Origin of the sequence: Leptolinea tardivitalis, from assembly GCF_001050275.1 — a bacterium.
GTDB lineage: Bacteria > Chloroflexota > Anaerolineae > Anaerolineales > Anaerolineaceae > Leptolinea > Leptolinea tardivitalis.
In genome coordinates, this window is sequence record NZ_BBYA01000010.1 from 39162 (window position 1) to 52383 (window position 13222).

Sequence of the window (13222 nt, forward strand, 5' to 3'; positions counted from 1 at the left end):
TGGGCTATTCGGGCGGCAGATTGAAATTTAACAGGCGGTTGTTGCCGCCGTCGCTCACCCATACGCTGCCATCCGGTGAAACAGCCACACCGGAAACCAGTCCGAACCCGTCAACATCAGCACTGTAATCACCCCACCCGGTGATCAGTTTTCCTTCCGCGTCAAATTTCAACACACGATACCCTTCTGGATCCGCCACCAGAATTCGATTATTGGCATCCAGAGCAATAAACGGTTTGTTGTCCAGACTTTGTCCTTTCCAGGCATTCACCTCCCAGGCGCGCAACATGGAAAAGTTTGTTCCAGTTGCGTCTGGTGCAAAGATCTGGATACGAGAATTCCAGGTGTCTGCCACATAAACCAATCCATCTTTATCCACAGCTATACCGACGGGTTCATCAAATTGACCCGGTTCCATGCCCGCTGTTCCAAACTGAGTGACGAAATCGCCATTGGACGTGAACACTACCACCCGTTTGTTACCGGTATCGGTGACATAAATATTGCCTTTTGAATCTACAGCCAAACCGCGCGGCCCCCAGAACGCATCGGGCTTTTCCGCCTGACCAAAATAGCCCCACATCTTGATGAATTGGCCGTCTGCCGTAAATTTCTGGATGCGGTGATTCCAGGTGTCAGTCACAAACACGGAACCATCCAGACCTGCAACAACCGCCCAGGGTTCATTGAAGGTACCACCGGGTGCTTCGCCTTTGGAGATATCACCAAACGTTCCCCAGGTTTGAAGAACCTGACCGGTTGAACTCAAATGCTGGATACGGTGATTACCAGAGTCAGCTACGTAGATCGTTCCATCAGGCGCCACACTGAGATCACGCGGTTTATTGAATTGCGCGGTACTGTTTTCTCCTGTTCCAATAACAAAAGCCGGCTGCAGATTGATTAGTTTTGCGGCATACGGATCAACTTTTGCTGCCGCAGCAGGTGCCGGAGATGCACCATAATTCCATATTTCAGAGGCAATATCTTTGCGTACATACATGCGCAACTTAGCCGCCGGCTGCCAGGTTTCCAGAGTCAGGCTCTGGTTGTTGGTCAATTTAGCATAAGCAGAATAATCTCTATTGAGCCAGATGTCAAAAATAGCCGCACGCATTTCCGGATTGAGCACGGCATTTTTAATACGGCTCCAGTCGAGATTGAAATAATCCTGATTGGGCCACCATAACCGCATGTAGGTAAATTGGACAAAATCATCTTTCAGAATTGTATCTACTTTGCCGAAATTGGTATCACCGGCAAGAACCACTGCAGAATCTTTCAACTCGCGTGTGGGCTTATCGGTATACCAGCGGTGATTGGGATAATCACGGAAATACCACCAATATGGGTAAAGGCCGTCATTGTCATAGGAAACAACAATATTCTTGCCTCCGGTTGTCCGCCGGGAAATTTCTTCAACCTGTGCGAGGATGTCTTTCGGACCGCGGGCAGCATGGGCATATACAAGATATTCCTTGGCCGTATCATAGTTGATGTAATTGGCCATGATAGATGTTCGGATTGTCAGAATAGCAAGAATGGCAAAAATTCCTGCCGTAAATAATCGCAAGAGGTCATTTGTTTCAAAATTCCACAGTAGGCGCAAAATACCAAAGAGCGATCCGGTTGCCAGAATAACAGAGATGATAAATGCGCTGGTGGCTTCCAGATTCTCAATCGTATTACCATTAAAAGGTGTCTTATCGCCAAGCAGTGAACCAAGCGAGCCGGCAAAAGCCATCAAAAAAACAGGGATGAGGAGGAGGGCTATAATCCCAGACCGGTTGGCTACCCGCCGCCAGGGAGTGGTATCCACCAGATATCCCAACCCCCATCCGGCCGTCAACAACATGGGAAGGGCGATGTGAACCGTGAGCCACGGCATCTTTTCACCAGCCACACTATAAGACACCAGACTGGCAATACTCCAAAAAACGAAAAGAGCCATCACCGGAACAGGTCGAATGACAAAGAGTTCGCTTTCGTCACCGGCGTCATCAAGCCAATCTGATGTCCCAGCCTCATATAACATCACCTGCGCTTCCGGGTCTGCAGGTGAAGCAGATGTCCAGGTGATGAACCGTCTGTGCCGGATGGCGAAATAGATCGCCAGTATGGTTCCGGCTGCCGCAAGATATTCATAAATAGGGATTTGGATCAACCCGTAGAAATACCATGGCTGACTCCCGCGTTCCACTCCCTGCTGTGACAACCAGTACCCCAGAGAACCCACAATGCCGGTAAAGAAACCACGACCATTGGTGAAAAAAGTCGTGTAGAAAACAGTATAGATCGTATAGAAAAGAGCGGCCAGCTTGAGCCAGGTGGTTCCTTTCCACCAATATCCGATGGCAACCGATATACCCAGGAAAACCAATATGAAAATACCCGTTCGCAGTATTCCATTACTTGTATAGTCAAGTGGATCCCACCCGATTAATTTAATGGGGAAGGCAACAAGCTGTGGCAGGATGAGCGTGATGATCAGCACCAGCAGATCAAATGAACGCAAGCGCCGGATCTTTCCCCACCCGACAGTACTGACCAGATTTGTCAGCGAGAGAACGCCCAGCAAAAGGGCTCCACCAATTCCACCGTAAATGCAACCTTTAACCCAGGCAGGCAAAACCTTGGCGGTTGCAACAGCCGTGGTGGCCGCATCGGCCCCTTCTTCTGCTGGTTTATTCATACTGGCACCCCATGCCCCAGCTCCCAGTGCCACCAGGATACAAACAACCGCCAGCAGAGCAAAAATGGTAAATCGGCGGTGTGCCCGGTTATCCAGCGATTTCAGATCTGATGTTTCCTGCAGGAAATACAGAGCTAAAAAGATCAAAATTAATGCCGTATAGATGAAAGCCGTCTCTTTCGTGCAAAAATGGAGAACCGTTATCACGGTAATCAGATAAAGATAGGCTTTCTTTCCGGTTTCCAGATAGGCCAGTGTGCCATATAACAACATGACACCGAATAGCTCAATAAACCCTTCATTGCGAGTATATCGGCCATAGAACAACATATAGGGTGAGATTAAGAAAAGGAATGCAGCAATAAGCGCACCGTTTTTACCAATATAGCGGGGAAAATAGAAAAGAATAAAAGCAATGGCAGCGATGCTGAAGAGAGCTGCGGGAACTCTGGAACTGAAATCCGAATCACCAAGCAGGAAATAAGAAGCCGCCACCAGATGAAATTGCATGGGTCCATGCGTTACAGGGTCATGGCGATACCCTTTCCCTGTATACAGGTCATAGGAAGGCACCACATGATTTACTTCATCATGACTCATTACCCGCAGGTCGATATGGTAGAACCTGGAAACAACTGCCAGGATCAGTATCAGCACAGACAGCATTAGACGGAGGTTGATGGATGGCAACACATTCATCAAGGGTCGATCTAAAATTCCTGGCTGTGCATTCCCCTCTTGAATTTCAGACTTGGCTAGATTCATATTCTTTTCACTTGTTTTTTTAAGATGGTTAATGTGAGAAATCTACTCGACTATACTTGAAAGCCGGGTATCTGACAAGATTCTACACCGGTAGACCAAACCTGGAAGATGAAACTCAGATAGTGGAAATTAGCGCTTAAGCAACGGTTTAAAACCTTCACCCAGAGCTTCGTGTGCCTGACTGATAACCATAAAAGCACTCGGATCGACTTCCTGTACCAGGGATTTAACCTGGTTTACTTCTGCCCGGCTGATGACCACATACAGCACCGGCCGGTCGGCTCCGGTATAGGCACCGGTACCTTTCAGAATGGTGACACCGCGTTCCATATCTGTGAGGATTTTACTGGAAACCTCATCTGGTTTTGAACTGATGATCAAAGCTGTACGGAAAACACTGCTGCCTTCCGAGATCATTTCGGCAGCCAGTCCGCTTACATAGATGACAACCAGACCGTAGAGAGCCTTTTCCCAGTTGAAAGCAAAACCGCCTGCAAGCACAACCAGGGTATCTGTCATCAGATAAGACTGGGAAATGGAAATGCCAAACCGGTAGTTGAGGATCCGCCCAAGAATATCGCTTCCACCAGAGGTGCCTTGCCCGCGATACACGAGCCCCAAACCCACTCCAAGCATCACACCGCCATACAGGCAGTTCAATACCAGATCATGGGTCACACCTTCTCCGGGGATGATCCACATGAATGCATCGGTAAAGAAGGAAAATACGGTAATGGAAAGGGCTGTCCGCAGGGCAAAACGCGGTCCTCCCAGAAACCGCCAGCCAAGCAGGAAAAGGGGGATGTTCCCCAGAAAAACCATCAAACCAATTGGCCAGCCCGTAAATGAATTGACAATCTGCCCGATACCGCTGATTCCACCGCTGACCAGTTGCGCCGGAACAAGAAAAAGTCGCATCGCCAGGGCTTGAATAATCGCGCCGGCTAACAAGTAGGCATATTCCATAATGATCGATGCCGTGAATTTTTCATGCCCGAGAGCATTCAACACTTTTTTCAGGAATTCACGACCAGATTGGGAAGGCGTTTGCATATAAATCCAATTTTCAGGAGAATATTCTGCCACAAATTGTACCCGAAAGCAGTATTGAAAGAAACTTGACCACTTTGACACAGGCGGGTAAAATGACGTTTGTAATGCGGGCGTCGCCAAGTGGTAAGGCATCAGCCTTCCAAGCTGACATTCGCCGGTCCGAATCCGGTCGCCCGCTCTTTTTATTTAAGAACTCGTCCAGGGCATAAGGATTTCTTCGGTCGCCCTAATGACAGGCTTCACCGTTCCATTGGTCATTTCGATGATTTGTGCCTGAAATTCCGGTGTGGTTTCAACTTTAAGCCGGGCGGTAAGCGTTACATCTGCGGCGAATTCTTCATCTAAAACTATTCCCCCACAATTAGCCACAATTCGTCTCACCCGTTCCAGATAGGTATAAGGCAATTTGACACTGACTGTGTCTGCCATTACCCGTACTGACCGTTCCACTTTCTCTAAAACCGCCCGTACCGCATCAGAATACGCCCGAACCAGGCCGCCCGTACCCAGCTTTGTTCCTCCAAAATACCGGGTAACAACAAGAACCACATCGCCCAGTCCGCTTCCCTGAAGAACAGCCAGTGCCGGTCTCCCGGCTGTACCAGATGGTTCTCCGTCATCACTGCAATGAGCCGTAACCGAATCGCCGTGGCCTATCAAAAAAACCGGCACATTGTGGGTGGCATCAGAAAACTCTGCCTTGATCCGGCTGATAAATGAACGAGCTTCATCAACGCTGCCGGCGGGAGCCAGTGTGGCTATGAAACGCGAATTGACTACCCGAATCTCCGCCCGCACTTCATGCGATGGGATGGGGTAAGGTTCCTTCTGAGTCATAACCGTCTGCTATCTTGAAAAAATCAGATGATCCGAATATCCGGTATGGGAATAATGAACTTTCCACCGGCTTTACGGTAGGCATCCTGCTGGGTAACGATCTCTTCCCAGAAATTCCAGGTCAGAAGAAGGGCATAGTCCGGTTTGTCTTCAAGTAATTTCTCAGGCGCAAGGATTTCGAGATGAGACCCGGGAGTATAGTAACCCTGCTTGACGGTACTGCGATCCACCACATAATCCAGATAATTGCTGTTAATCTGGAAATAGTTTAAAAGGGTGGCACCTTTGGCTGATGCCCCGTAGGCGGCAATCCGTTTCCCCTGACTCTTTAGATCTTTCAAAAGAGAGGTGAGGTCTTCTTTCAAGGTCTCAACCTTTTTTGCCAGGGTTAAATAGACATCTGCCGTATTTACACCCCATTTTTCTTCTTCAGCCAGAAAATGCCTGACGGCTTCAGAAATTTTTGGTTCATGTCCCACAAACAGACGCAGGGAACCGCCATGGATAGGCAGCAGTTCCACGTCTTGCAGTGTGAGACCGTGGCGGATAAATAACTTTTGTAAAGCCGTTACGGTGTAATAACACAGATGCTCATGATAAATGGTGTCAAATTCCACATTGTCGACCAGTATCTTGCCATAAGGGCACTCTATTACCGCCACACCGGTGGCATTGAGCATTTTGGCAATGCCCTCCACAAAACCATTCAGATCAGCCACGTGAGCCAGCACATTGTTGGCATGCATCACGTCTGCCCCGTTGGGATACTTCTGCCGCAGAGTAGTGGCGAAATCGCTGGTAAAGAATTCTGGGATGGTCGGAATACCCTGTTCGTTAGCCACTTTGGCAATATTTTCTGCCGGTTCAATACCCAGCACCGGTATACCTTTTTCCTGATAATGTTTCAATAGATACCCATCGTTACTGGCCAGCTCTACAACCAGATTGTGCTTATCGAGTTTCCGTTCTTTCACCAGACGAAACGCGATAGAACGCGCATTTTCAATAGCTGTTGTTGAAAATGACGAGAAATAGAAATAATCTCGGAAAAGTTTCTCTGGTGAAACTGTTTCAGAAATTTGCAGAAGTTTGCAATGCGGGCAAAAATACAGGTCAAGGGGGAAAACCTCTTCCGGTTGCTGTGTTTGCTCTTTTGTTAATAATGCATTGGCCAGGGGAGTTTTTCCCAGGTCAAGGATTTGCGTCAAACCAGTTTCGCCGCAAGAACGGCATTTAATATCTTTTGCAGTCAAAGTACGCCTTCCTGAATAGCTGATTTACAAAAGTACGCCGATGATTATAAAGGATTATTACCGGGTTATTTTCAATACCTGCAGGTTCAAGGTAAAATACACCTGTCATTCATGATTTCTTAAGGAAAACAGATGCAAACCATCATACTTGCAGGCGGACTAGGTACCAGATTGGCTGAAGAGACAGAAGTACGGCCAAAACCACTGGTGGAAATCGGTCATCAGCCTATTCTCTGGCATATTCTGAAGCATTATAGTTACTATGGACATAATGAGTTTTTTATTGCCCTTGGGTATAAAGGAGAAATGATCAAGCGGTATTTCCTTGACTACTCAAACCTGAGCGGGCAATTGACGATTGACATGAAAACCGGCCGGGTAATTTCGGAGCAATCGGAGTGTGAACCCTGGACGGTTCATCTGGTAGATACCGGTCAGAAGACCAATACAGGCGGCCGCGTTAAACGGCTTGCGCCCTTCTTGAAGAAAGAGACTTTCTTTATCACCTATGGAGACGGAGTGAGCAATATTAACCTCGACGAATTGCTTGCCTTCCACCGCTCCCAGAAAAAGATGGTCACCATCACAGCCGTGCGTCCGCCGGCCCGGTTTGGCGGATTGGAGTTCGACGGCGATCTGGTGATGAAATTTACCGAAAAACCCCAAACCGGTGAAGGTTGGATCAATGGCGGTTTCATGGTTTGCGAACCCGAATTGCTCGACGTGATCAATAATGACCTGAGCAGTCTGGAAGCAGATGTGCTGGATTATCTGGCTTCTATAAATCAAATTTCGGCCTACCGCCACTTTGGATTCTGGCAGTGCATGGATACCCTGCGTGACAAAAAACTGTTGGAACAATTCTGGCAGGATGGAAATGCCCCGTGGAAGATATGGGAATGAGCGAATTCTGGTTGGATCGTCCTGTTTTTGTGACCGGAGCCACCGGTCTGGTAGGTTCCTGGCTCGTCAGGCGGCTTCTGGAGCAAAGAGCTGATGTGATTTGCCTTGTGCGCGATTGGGTTCCCCAGTCAGAATTGACGCGTACCGGAATGATTAACCGCGTCAAAACAGTCCGCGGGGATGTGCGCGATCAGAAGCTGTTGGAGCGGATTCTGGGTGAATTCGAAATCGACACCGTCATCCACCTGGCTGCCCAGACCATTGTCACCATTGCCAACCGCAACCCGGTATCCACATTTGAAACCAATATTGGCGGAACCTGGGCATTGTTGGAAGCCTGCCGCAGAAGCCCCAAAGTCAAACAAATCGTGGTGGCGTCATCGGATAAAGCCTACGGCGATCAGGAAATTCTGCCCTACAATGAAGGCATGCCACTGCAGGGACGTCATCCCTATGATGCCAGCAAATCATGCGCTGACTTAATCGCCCAGACATACGGTATCACCTATGACTTGCCCGTGGTGATCAGCCGCTGCGGCAACTTCTATGGCGGCGGCGACCTGAACTGGAACCGGATCATCCCCGGCACCATCCGGTCTGTGCTCCGAGGACAGCGTCCGATCATCCGATCTGATGGGGAATACATCCGCGATTACTTTTATGTGGAAGACGGTGCAGCCGCCTACACCCTGCTGGCCGAAAAACTGGCGGCCATGCCCGAACTTCGGGGTACAGCCTTTAACTTCAGCAATGAAATTCAGGTGACTGTCTTGCAGGTTGTTGAAAAAGTATTAAAGCTGATGGGTTCAGACATGGTTCCCGATGTAAAAGGTGAAGCCTCCAACGAAATTCGTCACCAGTACCTTTCGGCCGAACGCGCCCGCGCGGTTCTCGGTTGGAAACCCATGTTCGATCTCGACGAAGGTTTGAAACGCACGCTTGAGTGGTATAAGACCTTCCTGAATGAAACAGATAATTTGACGGCTTAAGGGCAAACATGCTGTTTCAAAAAACAGAATTTGACGGCCTTTTCATTATCGAACCAGAAAAGCATACGGATGAGCGTGGTTTCTTCGCCCGCACCTGGTGTGTTCACGAATTTGCCGATCACGGCCTGGTCAGTGACCTTGCCCAGTGCAGCATTTCGTTTAATGCCAGAAAAGGGACACTCCGGGGGATGCATTATCAGGTAGAACCATACCCCGAGACAAAAGTGGTGCGCTGCACAATGGGCGCCATTTTTGATGTAGTGATTGATCTGCGCCCTGGTTCGACCACGTACCGGAAATGGTTTTCTGTTGAGTTAAGTGCCGAAAATCGCCGGGCATTGTATATCCCGGATGGTATGGCTCACGGGTTTCAAACATTAGAGGATAACTCAGAGGTCTATTACATGATCTCGGAGTTCTATCATCCAGAATGTGCCCGCGGCATCCGCTGGAATGATCCGGCCATTGGAATTGAGTGGCCTATCGAGGGGAAAACAATTTCGGAAAGGGATGCTACTTTTCCAGTTCTTCCATAAACAATCCAGTTATGAGACAAATAAACGTTTCCATTTGCAGTTACCGCTGAGATTGCGGATTTTCTTTACCCAATGGATGATACAATCCACCTGATAAGGCCAATCCTTATCAAACCGGTAAGGAAACAAAGAAAAATTCCAATGTCTGATTTGTTAAATTCATCCAACTGCCAGACAAAATCCGAAAAAACTATCGTTATCTCGCAATCAATGTATTTCCCATGGGTGGGAATGCTTGAACAGATTCGCCTAGCGGATTCGTATGTTTATTACGATGATGTCCAATTTTCTCATGGCGTCTCCAACAATCGAATTAATCGGATTCAGGTAAAGACCGAACAGGGTCAAAAATGGATGACGATACCCATCCGTGATTTCCATTTTGGCCAGAAGATTGATGAAGTCCTCATTGATGACCGTAAAGATTGGCGAAACCAACATCGTCAAATTCTTCAACAGGCGTACAAGGGGGCTCCGTTCAAAAATGAGATGCTTGAATTGGTAGATCGGGTATTCTCAAAATCATTTACGACTCTTGCTGATGTCGCAAGAGCATCCACAATGGAACTCGCAGAATACTTTGATATTGTTGAAGGAAAAATGTTCGTTGATTCAAAAACAATGAACATCGGAGGAAGCAGCGATAAACGGGTTTTAGATATTGTTCTGGCATTGGGAGGGAATATCTATGTAACGGGGCTCGGTGCCAGAAACTATATGGATTTTGAAATGTTCAATACTGCCGGTGTTCAGGTTCGGTTCATGCAATACCGTTGCATACCATATCCGCAACTACACGGTGAATTTACACCTTATGTGACAGGGCTTGATCTTGTGGCCAATTGCGGAAAAGAAGGGAAACCCTATATTCAATCGGAAGCAATTGATTGGAAAGATTTTTTAAGGATTAATCATGAATGAGATTGACACTTTGGCAAAAGAATATTTGCCTGATGCGGCTACAGCAACAGAAAATGATCTGATCATGCATTGGTATCCACAACGAATCATCAAGAGATTCGATCATTGTGATTCATTGCTCGAATTAGGGCTCGGACATGGATTTACGGCAGTTCTTTTCAACCCGGTATGTAAAGAACATATTGTCCTTGAAGGATCACAGACTGTTATTGAGAATTTCAATAAAAGCCATCCTGATTTCTCCGGTAATGTAATTCTCAGCTATTTCGAAGATTATGATACTGATAAGACTTTTGACGTGATCGTAATGGGTTTCGTACTTGAACATGTGGACGATCCCAGGTTAATCTTAGAAAAATATAAAAAATATCTTAAACCGGGTGGGAAGATGTATATCACTACACCCAATGCAAAATCCCTGAACCGACGTCTGGGGTTGGAATTGGGGAAAATTGATTCAATTTACAGCCTGAATTCAAACGATATCGCTTTAGGGCATAAACGTCAATTCTGTCGAGATACTCTGAAACAATTAATCATCGAATCAGGTTACAGGGTAACCTATGAAGAAGGCGTTTACCTCAAACCATTACCTTTGGCAGTTTTAAAAACACTGGATGATTTTGAAGGTAACCTGCAAGCCATGCTAAAGGTAGGTGTGGACTTTCCGGATTTATGTGTTTCTCTACTCATGGAAGTAATTCCAGTATGAAAACAGCCGCAATTATTGGCGCCAACTCCATGCTTGGCAGCCGTTTGGAAGCGATTTTAAAGTCAGACGGTATTCGCGTTATCCGGGTCGGTCTATTTGATGGTGCTGATATTAAATTAGATTTAACCCGTGGTTTTCTTTCCCCACTTCCATCAGACCTAACAGCTGATACCGTATTTCATGTGGCATCTGCATTCGCCGATGATAGCCCACAGGGATTGCGAACGAATTTTTCAATAAACAGCGCCGGAAGTCTCTGGGCACTTGATCTGGCGCGAATGACACAGGCAAAATCCTTGATATATGCTGGATCACTTTCTTCATTTGAAGGTCTGGAACCTGGCAAAATGACCTCCTATGGATTGACAAAAGCCCTGGCAGAAAACCTGCTTGATTGGGGAATGAAGAATCTGCAAGCAAGTTTCTGTAGTCTGCGGTACTCTCAGTTGTACGATACAGAAGGTCTTTGTTGTCAACATCAGAAGTGGTTTGGGAGAATCATTGGTTATGCTTCTCGAGGATTGGATATTCATATGCCTGCATCGGAAGGAAAACGGAATTTCATTCACGTTGACGATGCTGCACGTCTACTAATTCAGGCAAGTGAACACGTCATTTCAGGTATCCTCCCTGTTGTTCATCCAATAACTAACACATACGATGAAATAGCTCATATGGCGTATGCCATTTTTAATAAGGGAGGTCAGATAATCATTGATACTAAAAAGCCCCCTTTCAGACCGATTAATTTTCCTGAAACAGGCGAAACCTATAAATTATTGCATTATGTCCCTGTGATCTCCATGGAAAGTGGTATAACACGAATACGAGACGAGGGGACCGCTTTAAAATTCGGCCCTCTGGACGTATCTTGATGGAAACAAAAACCACCACAAATGAAATTACTGTTTTAGTGACCGGTGTTGGCGCCATTATCGGACAGGGCATCGTCAAATCGTTGCGGAAATCCGAAAAGCATATCCGCATAATAGGTTTGGACAAAAACCGCCAGGCTCTTGGCCAATATGCCTGTGATGCGTTTTTTCCCAAACCAGATGGTGATGAAACTGAACCAGCTTATGTTGAGTTTTGGAAAGACCTGCTGCTGAATGAATCGATCGATCTTGTTCTTCCGGGTCTCGAAGTGGATGTATTTTTCCTAAATCAACATCGGCAATCTCTGGGAAAATGTGGGGCAATCCTTGGATTAAATCGGTACGAGCTTATTGAACTCGCAAGGGATAAGTGGCTGTTTGGTCTTGAATTAGAAAATTCTGGTTTTGAACCAATCCCAACGATTTTGACTGATAGCTGGTTAGAATGTGTCCAAAAACTGGGGAACCCTCCATTTCTCATGAAACCCCGTCAGGGCAATGGTTCAAGAGGAATTATTCGCCTGGAAGACAGGGATGATTTTGAGTACTGGAAGAAGAAATGCGGCCCTGATTTTATGGTTCAGAAAATTGTAGGAAACGATGAAGAGGAATTCACTGTCGGAGCATTTGGTTTGAGTCACGGAGAATTACTTCCTCCAATAATTTTCCGCCGCAAGCTCTCTTCGGCCGGCAATACTCAGTTTGCTGAGGTAGTTGATGATGCCATTATTGCTGAAGCCACAAATCTACTCGGACAATATTTTCAACCAATAGGTCCAACTAATTTTCAATTCCGTAAAGATCATAATAAAGCATTTTTATTGGAGATTAATCCCCGATTTTCCAGCAGCACATCTCTGAGGGCTGGCTTTGGCTATAACGAAGCAGATATGGCAATCGACTATTACCTTTATGGGAAAAAACCTTCGGTACCTGTCATCACCACAGGACAAGGATGGCGATATTATGAGGATTTTTTTATTAAATGATTGCCATCATTTCAGATATTCATGGAAATTTACCAGCTTTACAGGCTGTCTTGAAAAAGATCGCATCATTAGGTTGCGAGAATGTTCTCTCTTTGGGTGATGTAGTGGGATATTATGCCCAACCCGGCGAATGTATCGATTTACTTCGCTTAAATAAAATTCCAAATATTATGGGTAATCATGATAGTTATATTGTTAATGGAACGAATTGTTCACGCTCAAAAATTGTTTCTGAAATCATTGACTACCAGCGAAAAATCATTACACCTGATCAGGTAAAATGGCTCTCTGAATCAACCTCATGCATCATTGAAAATGGTGATTATTTTACTCATGGCAGCTGGAAGGACATGATTGATGGCTATCTGTATAATGTCTCTCCATCAGATTTTCCACAGGGCGCCATCCATTTTTTTGCCGGTCATACGCATGTTCAGTCTTTGATAAAAATCAAAGGTCAAACTTTTTGCAATCCAGGTTCTGTTGGTCAGCCACGAGATGGAGATCCCCGCGCCGCTTTTGCCACCCTTTCAGACAATGAGGTAATACTTCACCGGGTAGAGTATGATATCGACTTAGCCGCTTATCAAATGAAGAAGGCAGGTTTTCCGGAATACTGTTATAAAAACCTTTACCTGGGTGCACAAATTGGCGGTCGGATAGACAGGATCACTATCAATTCATGATCTATGTATTT

The 13222-nt window shown here is 46.3% G+C and carries 12 protein-coding genes and 1 tRNA gene; 9 read left to right on the forward strand and 4 right to left on the reverse strand.

The window, feature by feature from the left end:
* Window positions 1-4: 4 nt before the first annotated feature.
* Window positions 5-3457 carry a flippase activity-associated protein Agl23 gene (locus tag LTAR_RS09735; RefSeq protein WP_062422054.1) on the reverse strand — a complete coding sequence of 1151 codons (3453 nt, stop codon included), beginning with the start codon at window positions 3455-3457 and terminating at the stop codon, window positions 5-7.
* Between the two features lie 129 nt (window positions 3458-3586).
* On the reverse strand, window positions 3587-4543 hold the full coding sequence (locus LTAR_RS09740) for a YitT family protein (protein WP_062422055.1): 957 nt from the start codon (window positions 4541-4543) through the stop codon (window positions 3587-3589).
* Between the two features lie 73 nt (window positions 4544-4616).
* On the opposite strand from LTAR_RS09740, the gene LTAR_RS09745 reads away from it, so the two are divergent.
* A tRNA-Gly gene (locus LTAR_RS09745) sits at window positions 4617-4688 on the forward strand.
* 8 nt (window positions 4689-4696) lie between these two features.
* On the opposite strand, the gene LTAR_RS09750 is transcribed toward LTAR_RS09745, so the two are convergent.
* On the reverse strand, window positions 4697-5347 hold the full coding sequence (locus tag LTAR_RS09750; RefSeq protein ID WP_062422056.1) for a YigZ family protein: 651 nt from the start codon (window positions 5345-5347) through the stop codon (window positions 4697-4699).
* A gap of 23 nt (window positions 5348-5370) precedes the next feature.
* Window positions 5371-6600: a class I SAM-dependent methyltransferase gene (locus LTAR_RS09755; protein WP_201775974.1), complete on the reverse strand. Its 1230-nt coding sequence runs from the start codon at window positions 6598-6600 to the stop codon at window positions 5371-5373.
* A 132-nt stretch (window positions 6601-6732) separates the two neighbouring features.
* Between LTAR_RS09755 and rfbF the strand changes: the two genes are divergently transcribed.
* The 8 genes from rfbF to LTAR_RS09795 all read left to right on the forward strand — a co-directional run bounded on the left by rfbF (window position 6733) and on the right by LTAR_RS09795 (window position 13211).
* Window positions 6733-7503, forward strand: a complete 771-nt coding sequence (gene rfbF, locus LTAR_RS09760; RefSeq protein WP_062422057.1) for a glucose-1-phosphate cytidylyltransferase — start codon at window positions 6733-6735, stop codon at window positions 7501-7503.
* On the forward strand, window positions 7500-8492 hold the full coding sequence (locus LTAR_RS09765; RefSeq protein WP_062422058.1) for an NAD-dependent epimerase/dehydratase family protein: 993 nt from the start codon (window positions 7500-7502) through the stop codon (window positions 8490-8492). Before rfbF ends, LTAR_RS09765 begins: the two co-directional genes overlap by 4 nt.
* A gap of 8 nt (window positions 8493-8500) precedes the next feature.
* Window positions 8501-9028 (forward strand): dTDP-4-dehydrorhamnose 3,5-epimerase, encoded by a 528-nt coding sequence (rfbC, locus tag LTAR_RS09770; protein ID WP_062422059.1) that lies wholly within the window; start codon window positions 8501-8503, stop codon window positions 9026-9028.
* A 141-nt stretch (window positions 9029-9169) separates the two neighbouring features.
* Complete coding sequence (locus LTAR_RS09775) at window positions 9170-9949, forward strand: WbqC family protein (protein WP_062422060.1); 780 nt, start codon at window positions 9170-9172, stop codon at window positions 9947-9949.
* The gene (locus tag LTAR_RS09780) at window positions 9942-10661 is read left to right on the forward strand and encodes a class I SAM-dependent methyltransferase (RefSeq protein ID WP_062422061.1); all 720 of its coding nucleotides are present in this window, start codon (window positions 9942-9944) and stop codon (window positions 10659-10661) included. Before LTAR_RS09775 ends, LTAR_RS09780 begins: the two co-directional genes overlap by 8 nt.
* Entirely contained in the window at window positions 10658-11536 is an 879-nt protein-coding gene (locus tag LTAR_RS09785; protein WP_062422062.1) for an NAD-dependent epimerase/dehydratase family protein, read from the forward strand. Before LTAR_RS09780 ends, LTAR_RS09785 begins: the two co-directional genes overlap by 4 nt.
* Window positions 11536-12525: an ATP-grasp domain-containing protein gene (locus LTAR_RS09790; RefSeq protein ID WP_062422063.1), complete on the forward strand. Its 990-nt coding sequence runs from the start codon at window positions 11536-11538 to the stop codon at window positions 12523-12525. The genes LTAR_RS09785 and LTAR_RS09790 overlap by 1 nt, the downstream gene beginning before the upstream one ends.
* A complete protein-coding gene (locus LTAR_RS09795; RefSeq protein ID WP_062422064.1) occupies window positions 12522-13211 on the forward strand; it encodes a metallophosphoesterase family protein in 690 nt (229 codons plus the stop codon). Before LTAR_RS09790 ends, LTAR_RS09795 begins: the two co-directional genes overlap by 4 nt.
* Window positions 13212-13222 lie beyond the last annotated feature (11 nt).